The organism is Stenotrophomonas sp. GW821-FHT02D01 (assembly GCF_059421765.1).
The window spans coordinates 1-16,861 of record NZ_JBWKVP010000001.1; the positions used below are offsets into that span (position 1 = coordinate 1).

At 68.1% G+C, this 16,861-nt stretch carries 4 protein-coding genes; all 4 read left to right on the forward strand.

Annotation, left to right across the window (positions count from 1 at the left end; translation table 11 throughout):
• Positions 1 to 515: 515 nt before the first annotated feature.
• The 4 genes from purL (at position 516) to gspE (ending at position 16,857) form a co-directional block, all read left to right on the forward strand.
• Positions 516 to 4,400, forward strand: coding sequence for a phosphoribosylformylglycinamidine synthase (gene purL / locus AC07UW_RS00005; protein ID WP_495211177.1), 3,885 nt, complete (start codon positions 516 to 518; stop codon positions 4,398 to 4,400).
• Positions 4,401 to 4,840: 440 nt separating this feature from the next.
• The gene (locus AC07UW_RS00010) at positions 4,841 to 12,952 is read left to right on the forward strand and encodes an ESPR-type extended signal peptide-containing protein (RefSeq protein WP_495211178.1); all 8,112 of its coding nucleotides are present in this window, start codon (positions 4,841 to 4,843) and stop codon (positions 12,950 to 12,952) included.
• Positions 12,953 to 13,113: 161 nt separating this feature from the next.
• The gene (locus tag AC07UW_RS00015; RefSeq protein ID WP_032977158.1) at positions 13,114 to 15,000 is read left to right on the forward strand and encodes a S8 family peptidase; all 1,887 of its coding nucleotides are present in this window, start codon (positions 13,114 to 13,116) and stop codon (positions 14,998 to 15,000) included.
• A 135-nt stretch (positions 15,001 to 15,135) separates the two neighbouring features.
• On the forward strand, positions 15,136 to 16,857 hold the full coding sequence (gene gspE, locus AC07UW_RS00020) for a type II secretion system ATPase GspE (protein WP_313251553.1): 1,722 nt from the start codon (positions 15,136 to 15,138) through the stop codon (positions 16,855 to 16,857).
• Positions 16,858 to 16,861 lie beyond the last annotated feature (4 nt).

Consider the following 16,861-nt stretch of genomic DNA (forward strand, 5'->3'; position numbering starts at 1 on the left):
GGGACGCCGTGAATACGTCCCTGTAGGCTCGGGCGCGCCATCCATGGCGCTTACGCCCCTGCGCAACCCACCCGCCCGGCCCCCGACAGGTTCCTGTGGCGCCAGCCACGAAAGACAGAACAGAAAATCAAGATCAAACGCCGATCGCTTCGCTCTTCAATGCCTGATTTCTGATGTTCCCTGGTTGCCGGCCAGCGGCCGGCATTACCGCAGAGCATCCACGCATGGCGTGGATCTACCGCAGATCGCGGAAATCTGTCGAAGGCGGGGTGGGTCCGGTTGCGGGGGCGTGAGCCGCATGGATGCGGCGACCGAGCCTCCATGGACGGATTCACGGCGTCCCCCGCAACCGGACCCACCCCGCCATCCCACGGGAACCCCGCTTTTGCTTTGGCAGTTGCTGTTGCTGTTGCTGTTGCCCTGGCCTCGGCGGGTGCCGGGCGCCGCCCGGCCAAAGCCCTTCCCCCGCTTCCGGTACAATGTCGGGCCCGTTTCCCAACTACGGTTCCCCGGACATGATGGTCCTCGAGGGCGCGCCCGCCCTGTCGCCGTTCCGCCGCGAACGTCTTGAATCCCGCCTGCAGTCCATCGCTCCCTCCCTGCGCATCAGCGGTGCCTGGCACGTCTACTTCGTGCAGGCCGAGGGCACTGCCGCCCCCGACGTCGATACCCTGTGCCGCATCCTGGAAGCCCGCCCGCAGTCCGAGGCGGTCGCTGACGGTGCGGTCAGCCGCATCGTGGTGCCGCGCCTGGGCACGCTGTCGCCGTGGTCGAGCAAGGCCAGCGAACTGGTCCGCGGTGCTGGCCAGCCGGTGAGCCGGGTCGAGCGTGGCCTGCGCATCGACGTGCAGGGCTGGCCGACCGAGGCTGCCGCCCAGCAGGCGCTGGTCAAGGTGCTGCACGACCCGATGACGCAGTCGGTGCTGGAGCGCGTCGATCAGGGCCAGTCCCTGTTCTCGACCCCGGCCCGTGGCGAACTGGAGCGCGTGCCGGTGGACCAGTTGGAGGCCGCCAACCAGCGCCTCGGCCTGGCCATGGCGCAGGACGAGATCGACTACCTGCGCGAGCGCTTCACCGCGCTGGGCCGGTCGCCGTCGGACGTGGAACTGATGATGTTCGCGCAGGCCAATTCCGAGCACTGCCGGCACAAGATCTTCAATGCCAGCTGGACCATCGACGGCCAGGAGCAGGACCGCTCGCTGTTCCGGATGATCAAGAACACCCACCAGCAGACCCCGCAGCACACGCTCAGTGCGTACAGCGACAACGCGGCGGTGATCGAGGGCCATCCGGCCTCGCGCTATCGCCCGGACCCGGCCAGCGGCGAGTACCGCCGCGAACCGCAGGTGCCCAGCGCGTTCCAGATCAAGGTGGAAACGCATAACCACCCGACCGCGATCGCGCCGTTCCCGGGCGCGTCGACCGGCGCGGGTGGTGAAATCCGCGACGAAGGCGCGACCGGTCGTGGCGGCAAGCCGAAGGCCGGCCTGAGCGGATTCTCGGTCTCGCACCTGCGCATTCCCGAGCTGCCGCAGCCGTGGGAAGCGCCGCGTGCGCTGAACCCGCGCATGGCGCCGGCGCTGGAGATCATGACCGACGGCCCGCTCGGCGGCGCCGCGTTCAACAACGAGTTCGGCCGCCCGGCACTGCTCGGCTACTTCCGCAGTTTCGAACTGCCGGAAGGCGCCGACCTGGTGCGTGCCTACGACAAGCCGATCATGCTGGCCGGTGGCCTCGGCGCCATTGATCGCGTGCAGGTCGACAAGATCCTGCTGCAGGACGGCGATGCCGTGATCGTGCTCGGCGGCCCGGCGATGCTGATCGGCCTCGGCGGCGGTGCCGCCAGTTCGGTCGCCTCCGGTGAAAGCGCCGAGGACCTGGACTTCGCCAGCGTGCAGCGCGACAACCCGGAGATGGAGCGTCGCTGCCAGGAGGTCATCGACCGCTGCGTGGCGATGGGTGCCAACAACCCGATCAAGTTCTTCCATGACGTCGGTGCAGGTGGCCTGTCCAACGCCATTCCCGAACTGCTGCACGATTCCGGCGTGGGCGGCATCATCGACCTGGGCAAGGTGCCCACCGACGATCCGTCGCTGTCGCCGATGCAGCTGTGGTGCAATGAGTCGCAGGAGCGCTACGTACTCGGTGTGGCGCAGGAGCGCCTGGCTGAATTCGCCGCGCTGTGCGCGCGCGAGCGCTGCCCGTTCGCTGCGGTCGGTGTCGCCACCGCAGCCGAACACCTGGTGGTGGCCTATGGTGCCGTGCCGGGCAACATCCCGGCCGATGCGCCCATCGATTTGCCGATGGACGTGCTGTTCGGCAAGCCGCCGAAGATGCACCGTGATACCGCGCACCCGCCGGCACCACGCTGGCCGGCGCTGAAGACCGGTGGCCTGGATCTGCAGGAGGCCGGTCTGCGCGTGCTCGCGCATCCGACGGTAGCCTCCAAGAACTTCCTGGTCACCATCGGCGATCGTAGCGTGGGCGGCCTGACCGCGCGCGAGCAGATGGTTGGCCCGTGGCAGCTGCCGGTGGCCGACGTGGCGATCACCCTGGCCGATTTCGACGGCGTGGCTGGCGAGGCGATGGCACTGGGTGAACGCACGCCGCTGGCGCTGCTGGACGCTGCCGCTTCGGCCCGCATGGCCGTTGGCGAAGCATTGACCAACCTGTGCGCAGCCCCGGTCGACGCGCTCGATGAAATCAAGTTGTCGGCGAACTGGATGGCCGCTGCCGGCCATCCGGGCGAAGACGCGCTGCTGTACGACGCGGTGAAGGCGGTCGGCATGGAACTGTGCCCGCAGCTGGACATCAGCATCCCGGTGGGCAAGGACTCGCTGTCGATGCAGGCGCAGTGGCACGACCAGGGCGCGGCGCACAAGAGCGTGTCGCCGGTGTCGCTGGTCATCACCGCGTTCGCGCCTGTGGCCGATGCACGCCAGCAGCTGACCCCGCTGCTGGACCGCGATATCGACAGTGAGCTGTGGTTGATCGGCCTCGGTGCCGGCAAGCAGCGCCTGGGCGGTTCGATCCTGGCCCAGGTGCACGCCGACCACGGCGACCTGCCGGCCTTCGCCGGTGCCGCCCCGGACCTGGACGATCCGCAGCGCCTGCGTGGCTTCTTCGAGCTGATCCGCGATGCACGCCAGGCCGGCCTGCTGCGCGCGTACCACGACCGCAGCGACGGTGGTGCGTTCGCCGCGCTGTGCGAAATGGCCTTCACCTCGCGCCTGGGCCTGGACATCACCCTCGATGCCTGGGGCGATGACCCGTTCCGCAGCCTGTTCAATGAAGAGCTGGGCGCCGTTGTGCAGATCGCACGCGAAGACCGCGCCGCGTTCGCCGACCTGGTCGAGCGCCATGCGCTGACCGAGTGCGCACAGCGCATCGCCAAGCCGACCACTGCGCCGGTGGTGCGGGTGTCGCTGGGTGGTGATTCGCTGGCCGAATGGCGCTGGGAAGCGCTGTTCGATGCCTGGTGGTCGGTCACCCACGCGATGCAGAAGCGCCGCGACAATCCGGCCAACGCCGACGCCGAGCGCGAGATCGCCCGCGCCTTTACCGCGCCGGGCCTGAAGCCGAAGTTGAGCTTCGATCCCAATGAGGATGTCGCCGCACCGTTCGTGCAGACCGGGGCGCGTCCGCGCGTTGCGATCCTGCGCGAACAGGGCGTCAACGGCCAGATCGAAATGGCCAACGCCTTCGAACGTGCCGGCTTCCGCGCATTCGACGTGCACATGAGCGACCTCATCGAAGGCCGCGTGGCGCTGCAGGACTTCACCGGCCTGGTTGCCTGCGGCGGCTTCAGCTACGGCGATGTGCTCGGTGCCGGCCGCGGCTGGGCGACCTCGATCCTCGAGCGTACCGCGCTGCGCGATGCCTTCGCCGCGTTCTTCGCGCGCGAGGACAGCTTCGCCCTGGGCGTGTGCAACGGCTGCCAGATGATGAGCCAGCTGAAGGACATCATCCCCGGTGCCGAACACTGGCCGCAGTTCCGCCGCAACGCCAGCGAGCAGTTCGAAGCCCGCACCGCGCTGCTGGAAGTGGTGGAGTCGCCGTCGATCCTGCTGCGTGGCATGGCCGGGTCGCGCCTGCCGGTGGCGGTGGCGCATGGCGAAGGCCAGGCGGTGTTCGACAACGCCGTCGACCAGGCCACCGCCCGCGTCGCACTGCGCTACATCGATGGCAACGGCAACGTCGCCAGCCAGTACCCGCTGAACCCGAACGGCTCGCCCGACGGCATCACCGGCCTGACCAGCACCGACGGCCGGGTGACCATCATGATGCCGCACCCGGAGCGCACCCCGCGCGCGCTCAACCTGAGCTGGGCCCCGTCCGAGTGGCAGGGCGATTCACCGTGGATGCGCATGTTCCGCAACGCACGGGTGTGGTGCGGTTGATCGCACGCGCATTGCGCAGCTGACGATGCCATCGCGTATGGAGAACCCGCCGGGAAACCGGCGGGTTTTTCTTTGTCCATACGGAAACTCCTGAACTGGCCATCAGTTACATGCGTTTTCATAAGTGAGGATTTCCTCACGTGCGCCTAACAAAATGCGTACATAAACAAGTGAAACAGTGAACTGCTTCACGGCAATGGCTTTTGCTGCGTCAAAGTCTTGACGATTCGCAAAGATGACGTTAACACTTGACCCCCGTTTCAAATCTGTTCATCCCGCAGTAACCGCACGGCGCATGCGCTCGGTTTTCTGTCCCTGCGCGCCGTTCGGCAATACCCCGCAGTAAATCACGCGAATAACGCCCCCAGGGGACGTTGAACCACGAAGGTTCGGCGGTGGCGTTGCTTTGCCCAAAACCAGTCCAATCAGGAGCCGTACCGATGAATCGGATTTATCGCAAGGTCTGGAACAAAGCATTGGGTCAGTTGGTGGTGGCCTCGGAACTGGCCTCTTCCGGCTCATCAGGCGGGGTCGTCGACCAGCGCCGCAGTGCGACGGATGCCGCGCCGGCACGACTGGCCGCAGCGTTGGCCTTGGCAATGGGACTGGGCATGACCGGCATCGCTGCGGCGCAGTCGGTTGAGATTGGCGGTAGCGCGAACTGCGTGGTGCTCAACAGCAAGGTGCTGGACAAGTGCGTGGTCGATGGCAGTGCCAGCGCCAAGGGCAGCAACGCGGTGGCGATTGGCGCGGGTACCAGCGCCACCGGCGCCAACAGCGTGGCGCTGGGTGCCGGTTCCAAGGCAACGCGCGCCAACACCGTTTCTGTCGGTGATGCCGGCAAGGAGCGGCAGGTGACCAATGTCGCCGCCGGTACCGCCGCCACCGATGCGGTGAACAAGGCACAGCTGGATGCACAGGCGCGCGCCACGCAGGCCGCGCTTACGCAGGCGGCGGCCGAGGGCAGCCGCTATTTCAAGGCCGATGGCGCTGGTGATGACAGCGACGCGGCAAAGATCGAAGGCGAGGGCGCCATCGCGGTCGGTAGTGGCAGCCAGTCGCTGGCCAACGCCACCACCGCGGTCGGCACCCAGGCGATTGCCGCAGGACTTGGTGCCAGTGCTTTCGGCCAGAACGCGCTCGCCTTGGGTGATGCCAGCGTAGTGGTCGGGCAGAGTGCGGCCGCCTTCGGTCTTGGCGATACGGCGGTAGGCGCAAGTGCCGTGGCCGCCAGCGAGAACGGTGCAGCCACCGCGTTGGGTGCACTGTCCGAAGCCAGCGCCGATGGCGCTACCGCGGTCGGCGCGGGTGCCGTGGCGATGGGCCCCGGCAGCACCTCGCTGGGCCGTGGTGCGACTGCCGCCAACGAAGCCTCCATTGCCGTCGGTGCGTTCAGCACGGCGGTGGGCGAATACAGCACCGCGCTGGGTTCCAATTCGGCGGCCGTGGCTACCGGCAGCGTGGCGCTGGGCGCCGGCTCGCTGGCCGACCGCGTCGATACCGTGTCGGTGGGTGCGGTCGACTACGGCCTGACCCGGCAGATCACCAGCGTTGCCGCCGGTACCGAAGATACCGATGCGGTCAACGTCGCTCAGTTGAAGGACGTGGCAGCGGTAGCCGATACGACCGCCAAGCGCTTCCAGGCCACCGGCAGCAGCAACAGCGATGCCGGTGCGTTGGCCGAGGGAGATGACGCGCTCGCCGCTGGCGAGGCCGCCAATGCGATCGGCAACGGTACGACCGCGATTGGTGCAGGTTCTACCGCCGTCGCGCAGAACGCTACTGCGGTCGGCAACAATGCGCAGGCGTCGGGCCAGAACAGCGCGGCCTTCGGCAACAACGCGCAGGCAGTCGGCCCGGGCAGCGTCGCCGTCGGCGGTGCTGCGGTGGATGCCGATGGCAATCCGCTGATCACCAGTGGTGGCGTGCCGGTAGAGACCGGCGCCACCAGTGCCGGGGTCGGTGGTACCGCCGTCGGCGCCAGCGCCGATGCCGGTGGTTTCGCAGCGTCAGCGTATGGTGTCGGAGCTTACGCGGCAGGCGCACAGTCGTCGGCGTTCGGTGCTGTCTCCAATGCCATCGGCGACTACTCCACGGCCGTCGGTACGCAGAGCAACGCTACCGGCACCAGCAGCGTGGCCATCGGTGGCCCGGCCGATCTGATCCCGGGCCTGGGCTTCTTCGTGCAGACCCAGGCCAGTGGCGAAGCGGCCACCGCCGTCGGCGCCGGTGCCATCGCCAGCGGCGACCAGGCCGTGGCCAATGGCAGCCTGACCGAGGCCTCCGGTGCCGAGTCGGTCGCAGTGGGCTACTTCGCCTATGCACCGGGCGAGAACGCCAGCGCGCTGGGCGCGCAGACCTGGGCCAGTGGCACGCAGAGCACCGCCGTCGGCTACTACGCCACTGCGCGTGGTGCCAACAGCGTTGCACTGGGCGCCAATTCCGAAGCGGTGCGCGCCAACAGCGTGGCCGTTGGCAGTGCCGGCAACGAGCGGCAGATCACCAGCGTGGCTGCCGGCAGCGAAGCCACCGATGCAGTGAACAAGGCCCAGCTGGACGCCGTGGCCAGCACTGCTGACACCACCGCGCGCTTCTTCCAGGCGCAACCGGAAAGCGGCAGCGATGCTGGTGCCTACGCAGAAGGCGAGGGTGCGGTGGCGGCGGGTTCGGCCAGCAACGCCATCGGTGCCGGTGCGTTGGCACAGGGTGCAGGCGCGGCTGCAATCGGCGCCGACAGCGTGGCACTGGGTCGCAATACTTTCGCCGATGGTGATGGTGCGGTAGCTGTGGGTGGCCTCGGCCAGGCCTACGACGAATACAACCAGCCGCTGCTGGATGACCAAGGCAACCCGGTGCAGATCGGCACCACCGCCTCGACCGGTTCCACTGCCGTCGGCAATGCCGCGCAGGCCACCGGTACCAGCAGCAGCGCCTTCGGCAATGCGGCACAGGCCACCGGCGACAACAGCTTCGCGGCCGGCGGCAAGTCGCGTGCTACCGGCAGCTATGCCGTCGCCGTCGGCGACAGCGCCTTCGCCAAGGCCGATGACAGTACCGCTGTGGGTGGCTACAGCACCGCCAGCGAGGAAGGCGCCACCGCCTTCGGTGCCGGCGCGTGGGCCACTGGCCGCAATGCCTCGGCGTTTGGTCCGGCGGCATGGGCCAGCGCCAACGGCGCAACCTCCATCGGCTACAACAGCTGGGCCAACGGCACCAGTTCCACCGCCGTCGGCCGCGGCGCCTTCAGCTACGGCGACAACAGTGTTGCGCTGGGCTTCCAGGCACTGGGCAACAGCATCAACAGCATTGCCATCGGCACCAACACGGTGGCCGGCGGTGAAAGTGCGATCGCCCTGGGCGCGGGCAGCACGGCCAGTGGCAACAACGCGGTTGCACTGGGGGCCGGTTCGGTGGCCAGCCGTGACCGCAGCGTATCGGTGGGCAGTGCCGGCAACGAGCGTCAGATCACCAGTGTGGCGGCCGGTACCCAGGCCACCGACGCGGTGAACAAGTCGCAGCTCGATGCGGTTGCAGCCAGTGCGGCGACCACCAGCAAGTACTTCCAGGCCAGCGGCAGCGACGACAGCGACGCCGGTGCCTACGTGGAAGGTGACAACGCGCTGGCCGCCGGTGAATCGGCCAATGCCGTCGGCAACGGCGCCACCGCCCTTGGCAGTGGCGCCAATGCACTGGCCGGCAATGCACAGGCGATCGGCTTCAATGCGCTGGCCACTGCAGCCAATGCCAGCGCCATCGGTGCCAACGCGCAGGCGACCGGCGAATACGCCACCGCGCACGGCGCAGAAAGCGAAGCCAGCGGCGAGCAGAGCGCGGCGTTCGGTGCGGCCTCGGTGGCCAGCGGCGCCGGCAGCACCGCCACCGGCGTGCTGTCCGAAGCCAGCGGCGAAGAAGCCGTGGCGGTGGGTTACTTCAGCAACGCCAGCGGTGAGGCCGCCACGGCGGTTGGCAGTGAAAGCGTGGCCAGCGGCACCGCTTCGGCAGCATTCGGCATCGGTGCAGAAGCGACCGGTGGCTACAGCACGGCTATCGGTGGCTACGCCAACGCCTCGGCATTCAACGCCACCGCCTTCGGCAACTTCGCCAACGCCTCTGGTTCCAACAGCGTCGCGCTGGGTGGCGATTCGGAAGCATCCGGTGCCTACAGCACCGCCACCGGCCAGGGCAGCCTGGCTACCGGCACCAATGCCGTGGCTGTCGGTGGCTCGTTGTTCGGGCTGCTGGCGACCGAAGCATCCGGCGACTATTCCACTGCGGTCGGTGGCGGCGCCTATGCGCCGGGCATCAACAGCACCGCGCTGGGCAACGCGGCGGAATCGCGCGGTGCCAACAGCGTGGCGCTGGGCGCCGATTCGATTGCCGACCGTGACAACACCGTGTCGGTCGGTGGCGGCGGCAATACCCGCCAGATCACCAACGTGGCCGCCGGCACCCAGGGTACCGATGCGGTGAACAAGGACCAGCTGGACGCGGTGGCCGCCGAGGGAGCGAAGACCAGCAAGTACTTCCAGGCCAGCGGCAGCGCCGACAGCGATGCCGGTGCCTACGTGGAAGGTGACAGCGCGCTGGCCGCCGGTGAGGCCGCCAATGCGATCGGCACCGGCGCCACCGCACTTGGCAGTGGTGCAACGGCGGTAGCGGCAAACGCTACGGCGGTAGGCTTCAACAGCCTGGCCAGCGGCGGCAATGCAGCTGCGGTGGGCAACAACGCACAGGCGACGGGCGAAGACAGTGCGGCGCTCGGCAACGGCGCGGTGGCCAGCGAAATCAGCACCACCGCGACCGGTGCAGGCGCGCAGGCGACGGCGGTGTACAGCACCGCCAACGGTGCCGAGGCAGTTGCCAGTGGTGCGCAGTCGCTGGCCAGCGGCTTCCGTTCGGCAGCCTCTGCAGACGGCACCACGGCGGTGGGCGGCTACAGCGAAGCCAGCGGTCGCCTCGGCTCGGCGCTGGGCTATGGCACCGTGGCCAGTGGTGCCAACAGCACCGCTGCCGGTGTGTTCGCTGCGGCGTCGGGCGCCAGTTCGGTGGCCATGGGTGATTCCAGCGAAGCCAGCGGCGATGAGAGCGTGGCCATCGGTGGCAGCACCTTCTTCGGCCTGGTGCCGTCGCGTGCCAGTGGCTACGGCGCAGCGGCGTTCGGCGCCGGTGCCTGGGCTACCGACGACTATGCCACCGCCATCGGCTGGAACTCGTGGGCCGATGGCGCCGAGTCCACCGCGCTGGGTGCCAGCGCTACCGCCAACGGCGCCAACAGCGTGGCCCTGGGCGCAGGCTCCAAGGCTGACCGTGACAACACCGTCGCCGTCGGCAGCGCCGGCAGCGAACGCCAGGTGACCCACGTCGCCGCTGGCACCGAAGGCACCGATGCGGTCAACAAGAACCAGCTCGATGCTGTCGCCGCCACGGCGGACAAGACCAGCAAGTACTTCCAGGCCAGCGGCAGCGCCGACAGCGATGCCGGTGCCTACGTGGAAGGAGACAACGCACTGGCTGCCGGTGAAGCGGCCAATGCGATCGGCAACGGCGCCACCGCGCTCGGCAGTGGTGCCACGGCCGTGGCCGCCAACGCGACCGCCGTGGGCTTCAACACGCTGGCCACGGGCAGCAATGCGGCCGCGGTGGGCAGCAACGCACAGGCCACCGGCGCAGACAGTGCCGCACTCGGCAACGGCGCGGTAGCCAGTGGCATCAGCGCCACCGCCACCGGCACGGCTGCACAGGCCAGCGGCGTCTACAGCACCGCCAACGGTGCGGAGGCTGTCGCCAGAGGTGCGCAATCGCTGGCCAGCGGTTTCCGCAGTGCGGCCTCGGCCGATGGCACCACCGCCATCGGTGGCTACAGCGAAGCCAGCGGCCGCCTCGGCACCGCACTGGGCTACGGCTCGGCGGCGACCGGTGCCAACACCACGGCTGTCGGCTTCGGTGCAGCAGCAGCAGGCAGCGGTGCGGTCGCCGTCGGTCAATCCAGCGAAGCCAGTGGCGCGGAGAGTGTCGCCATCGGTGGCAGCACCTTCTTCGGCCTGATCCCGTCGCGTGCCAGCGGTACCGGTGCGGCGGCCTTCGGTGCCGGTGCCTGGGCCACCGACGACTACGCCACCGCGATTGGTTGGAATGCGTGGGCCGATGCGGCTGACAGCACCGCGCTGGGTGCCAGTGCTACGGCCAGCGCTGCCAACAGCGTTGCTCTTGGCGCAGGCTCGAAGGCGGACCGTGCCAACACGGTGGCCGTCGGCAGCGCAGGCAACGAACGCCAGGTCACCCATGTTGCCGCCGGCACCGGGACCACCGATGCGGTGAACAAGGGCCAGCTGGATGCAGTGGCCAGTGTCGCCGACAAGACCAGCAAGCACTTCCAGGCCAGCGGCAGTGCCGACAGCGATGCCGGGGCTTACGTCGAGGGCGACAATGCGCTGGCCGCGGGTGAAGCGGCCAATGCGATCGGCAATGGCGCCAGTGCGCTCGGCAGTGGTGCCACCGCGGTCGCGGCCAACGCCACCGCCGTCGGCTTCAATGCGCTGGCCAGTGGTGCCAATGGCGCGGCGCTGGGCAATGCGGCACAGGCCACCGGCGTGGACAGCGTAGCCCTGGGCAGTGGTGCTGCCGCCAGCGAACTCGGCTCCAGTGCCACCGGCGCCGGTGCGCAGGCCAAGGGTGCCTACAGCACCGCCAGCGGCGCGCAGTCTGCTGCCAGTGGCACGCAGTCGCAGGCCAGTGGCTTCCGTGCCACGGCAACGGCGGACGGCGCTTCGGCGCTCGGTGCCTACGCCGAGGCCAGTGGCCGTCTCGGTACCGCGGTGGGTTATGGCGCCAAGGCCGTGGGCGGTAACGGAACGGCCCTCGGTGTCAGCGCCCAGGCCAACGGGGCCAATAGCGTCGCCTTGGGTGGCGGCTCGGTCGCCGACCGTGCCTACACCGTGTCGGTGGGCAACGTCGGCTTGAACCGGCAGATCACCAACGTCGCCAACGGCACCGAGTGGGACGATGCCGTCAATCGCGGGCAGCTGGATGTGGTCGCCTTTACAGCCAACACCACCAACCGCTACTTCCGTGGTAACGGCAGTGGAACCGCGAGCGCAGTGGGGGCTGATTCGGTGGCGATGGGTTCGACTGCCACCGCCGTCGGCGCACGCAGCATCGCGTTGGGCAGCAACGCCACGGTGCCCGCCAGCGGTGCGATTGCCATGGGTGCCAACGCCGGTGCGACCGGCGTCAACTCGGTGGCTCTGGGTACAGGCGCGGCCGCCCTGGAGGCCAACGTGGTGTCGGTCGGTGGCGGCAACGGCACAAACGGCCCGGCCCGGCGCCGTATCGTCAACGTTGCCGATGGCCGCATCGCCGCCGGCAGCAGCGATGCCGTGACCGGTTCACAGCTCAACGTCACCAACCAGCGCGTGGGCGCGGTGGAAACGCGGGTCGGTGATTTCGACTCGCGCATCGCCACCGTTGAAACCAGCGCGGCCAGTTCGGTCGGCTATGACGATGCCAGCCGTGACCGCCTGACCCTCGCCGGTATCCAGGGCACCACCATCGACAACGTCGGCGCCGGTAGCATTGCGTCCGGTAGCCGCCAGGCGATCAACGGTGGGCAGCTGTTCCAGTCGCTCAGCGATGCCGCCAGCTTCCTCGGCGGCGGTGCCAGCGTCGGCATGCAGGGCGTGTTCGTTGCGCCGAACTATGTGATCCAGGGTTCCACCTACAGCAACGTCGGTGACGCGCTGGGCGCACTGGACCGCAAGGTCAGCGAGATCGATCGTCGTACCGCCAGCGGCACGCGTTCCGGCGCGGCAAGCCTGCGTTCGATGGCCGCTCCGCTGGACGCAGACGCGTCCAACGTGACCACGGCGTCGGCTGCCACCGACGCGAGCCTGGCGGATGGCGGATCGGCAACGGCCCGTGTGCAGGGCACCCCGACCGCAGCCAGCGCAGGCAATGCGCAGCCGGCACTGGTTGCAGGCGGTGGCGTCAACGCCGTCGCGATGGGCGATGGCGCTGTCGCCAGCGGTGCATCGTCCACCGCTGTCGGCCAGGGCGCGAGTGCAACGGCGGCCAATGCGGTGGCGCTGGGCCAGGGCTCGGTTGCCGATCGCGCCAACACCGTCTCGGTCGGCAGTGAGGGCAACGAACGCCAGGTCACCAACGTGGCGGCCGGCACCACCGCAACCGATGCGGTCAACAAGGGCCAGCTGGATCGCGGCATCACCACCGCCAACAGCTACACCGACAGCCGCGTGCAGGCAGTCACCGACAGCTTCGATGTGTTCAAGGGCGAAGTTGATGGACGCCTGCGCCACATGGATCGCCGCATCGACCGCCAGGGCGCGATGAGCGCAGCGATGCTCAACATGGCCACCAGTGCCGCCGGCATCCGCACCCAGAACCGGGTCGGCGTCGGCATCGGTTTCCAGGGAGGCGAGTCGGCCATGTCGCTGGGCTACCAGCGTGCGATCAGCGATCGCGCCACGGTCACCGTCGGTGGTGCCTTCAGCAGTGATGACAGCTCGGTCGGCGTGGGTGCCGGCTTCGGCTGGTAAGTGCGCAACAACGTGCCGGTGGGCAACCCATCGGCACGTCGAGCAGTGAGCGCCAAAGGGGCGTGGCATGGCAACCCTGGTGGGCCAGCCAGGGCAGTCGCAGGGAGTGATGGCCGTAGTGAGCTCCGTCCGTGCAACGGGCGGAGAAGGAAAGCTCAACCATGACCTTGAAGAGGATTTCGAACGTGACCAAGAAGCAGACCCTTCGCATCAATGTGCTGGCTGCCGCCGTGTTGTCGCTGACTGTCGGCGTCGGTGCGGCGCATGCGGCCAAGCCGGGCGTGGCCAAGGAACCGGCGCGCGTGGCCAGCACTGCCCAGCAGAGCGTGGACGGCATCATCGTGAAGTACCGCAACGGCACCGCGGCCGCCAGCGATCGTTCGACCAAGCTCTCGGTCGTGCAGTCGGCACTGTCGCGTGCCATCGTCAGCAGCGGCACCACCAGCCGTGCTGCGGCACTTTCCCCGCTGGTGGAGCGCAAGCTCGGTACCGGTGGCGACCTGATCCGCCTGAAGTCCCGGCTGGGCTCGGCCGACATGCAGAAGGTACTGGCTGAACTGAATGCCGATCCGTCGGTGCAGTACGCGGTGGCCAACGTGCGCCTGCAGCGCTCGGACCTGCGTGCCACCAATGCGCAGCCGGCACTGGTGCCCAACGATCCCAACTATGCGCAGTACCAGTGGAACTTCTTCAACGCCACCGGTGGTGTGAATGCACCGGCCGCGTGGGATCTCTCGCAGGGCGAGGGCATCGTGGTCGCCGTGCTCGATACCGGCATCCTGCCGGGCGTGCCGGATTTCGGCAGCAACCTGCTGGAAGGCTACGATTTCATCAGTGACAAGGAATCCTCGCGCCGCCCGAACGATGGCCGCGCACCGGGTGCCACCGACTACGGCGACTGGGTGGAAACGGCCAACGAGTGCTACACCGGTTCCGAACCGGAAGGCAGTTCCTGGCACGGCACGCACGTGGCCGGCACCATTGCCGAGGTGACCAACAACGGCAGTGCCCTGGCAGGCCTGGCCTACAAGGCCAAGGTGTTGCCGGTGCGCGTGCTGGGCAAGTGCGGCGGCACCCTGGCCGACATCAGCGACGCCATCACCTGGGCGTCGGGCGGCACCGTGCCGGGCATTCCGGCCAACACCAATCCGGCGGAAATCATCAACATGAGCCTGGGTGGTGGTGGCGCCTGCGATGCCGCCTACCAGGACGCGATCAACGGCGCCGTGTCGCGCGGCACCCTGGTGGTGGTCGCGGCCGGCAATGAAACCGACAACGCGTCCAAATACCGTCCGGCCAGCTGCAACAACGTGGTGGCGGTGGGTGCGACCCGTGTCACCGGTGGCATCACCTATTACTCCAACTACGGCACCGCGGTCGACCTGTCGGCCCCGGGCGGTGGCGGCAGTGTCGACGGCAACCCGAACGGCTACATCTGGCAGGTCGGTTCCAGTTCGGAAACCACCCCGGACGCCGGTGAGTGGGTGCTGATGGGCAAGGGCGGTACCTCGATGTCCTCGCCGCACGTTGCCGCGGTGGCCGCCATGGTGCAGAGCGCGCTGATCGCCAAGGGCAAGGAGCCGCTGGCCCCGGCCGCGCTGGAAACCCTGCTCAAGCAGTCGGCGCGCAAGTTCCCGGTGACCATCCCGGCGGCCACCCCGATCGGTACCGGCATCCTCGATGCCAAGGCCGCACTGGATGCCGCGCTGAAGGAGCCGTGCACCGAGAACTGCGAGCCGGAAGGCATTCCGCTGACCAACAAGGTGACCGTGGGCGGGCTGGCCGGTGCGGCCGCCAGCGAAACCGTCTATACCTTCGAAGCGGCCGCCGGCAAGACGCTGAGCGTGCTGACCTACGGCGGCAGCGGCAACGTGTCGGTATACCTGGCGCAGGGCCGCGTGCCCACCGCGACCGACAACGATGCCAAGTCGACCCGCCCGGGCAATACCGAAACCGTGCGCGTGGCCAAGCCGGTGGCCGGTACCTACTACATCAAGGTGGTGGGTGAGGCCGCTTACAGCGGGGTGAGCATTCTGGCGACCCAGTAATTACCGACGGTCGTAAATGAATAAGCGGGGCCCGTCACCTGTGTGACGGGCCTCGTCTTTTTACGAAAGAAGAACCGGAGAGGGTGGAAACCACGGCTTAACTGCTAAAGTCGGGACGATCGACAGGAGAGTCACGTGAACGCGCTCGCTGCCACCGCCATCGACGACACTGAAGGCCGCATCCTCGATGCGCTGCTGGCGCGTGGTCGGCTCAAGGAAGGAGATCTGGCGCGTGCGCGGCCGCTGCATGCCGAGTCCGGTGGCAGCCTGCTTGGCCTGCTGGTACGGCTTGGGCTGGTGTCTGAACGTGACCAGGCACAGGCCAGTGCCGATGTGCTGGGCCTGCCGTTGCTGGAAGGACGGCAGCTGCCTGAATCGCCACCGCAGGCATTGGCCGAAGGCCTGCCGCTGTCGGTGCGCTTCCTCAAGCAGTTCCACGTGTGCCCGCTGGCGCTGGATGAACACGGCGTGCAGCTGTGGCTGGCCGATGCTCACGACCCTTACCCGCAGCAGGCCGTGCAATTGGCACTGGGCGTGCCGGTCACGCCGCTGTTGGGCATGCGTGCAGAGATCGATGATCTGGTCGAGCGCTGGTTCGGCCAGGGCCGCAGTGCGATGGGCGCGATCGTGGAAACCGCCGATGGCGAGGGCGGCGCAGTGGACGATATCGAGCACCTGCGCGATCTCGCTTCCGAAGCGCCGGTGATCCGCCTGGTCAACCTGGTCATCCAGCGCGCGGTCGAACTGCGCGCATCGGACATCCACGTCGAGCCGTTCGAAAACCGGCTGAAAGTGCGCTACCGCGTCGATGGCGTACTGGTCGAAGGCGAGAGCCCGCCGGCCAACCTGACCGCCGCGGTGATCAGCCGCATCAAGATCATGGCCCGGCTCAACATCGCCGAGCGCCGTCTGCCGCAGGACGGCCGCATCATGCTGCGCGTGCAGGGCAAGGAACTGGACCTGCGTGTCAGTACGGTGCCCACCGCGCACGGCGAAAGCGTGGTGATGCGCCTGCTCGACCGCGAGACGGTGGTGTTCGACTTCCATCGGCTGGGCTTCACCGATGCCTTCCTGCCGCAGTTCCGCAAGGTGCTTGAACAGCCGCACGGCATCCTGCTGGTGACCGGTCCCACCGGGTCGGGCAAGACCACCACGCTGTACACCGCGTTGAGCCAGCTCAACACCGCCGACGTCAAGATCATCACCGTTGAAGATCCGGTCGAGTACCAGATCGAAGGCATCAACCAGATCCAGGCCAAGCCGCAGATCGGGCTGGATTTCGCCAATGCGCTGCGCAGCATCGTGCGCCAGGATCCGGACATCATCATGATCGGTGAAATGCGCGATCTGGAAACCGCGCGCATCGCGATCCAGTCAGCGTTGACCGGCCACCTGGTGCTGTCCACGCTGCACACCAACAATGCCGCAGGCGGCATCACCCGCCTGCTCGACATGGGCGTGGAAGATTATCTGCTCACCTCCACCATCAACGGCATCCTGGCCCAGCGCCTGGTGCGCCGGCTGGAACCGACCCACGCCGAGCGCTACGAAGCCTCGCCGGAAGAGATCGAACGCTTCGACCTGCGCCGCCTGCAACCGGACGGAACGATCCACCTGTATCGGCCGAAGCCTTCGGCGTTGGCGCCGACCGGCTACCTGGGGCGCACCACCATCGTGGAATTCCTGGTGATGAACGACGCGCTGCGCCGTGCGGTGATGCGTCGCGATGGCATGGGCGAGATCGAGCGCATCGCCCGCGAAGCCGGCATGCGCACCATGTACGAGGACGGCCTGAGCAAGGCCCTGAGCGGGCAGACGACCCTCGAGGAAGTCCTGCGCGTGACCGAGGAAGGCTGATGCG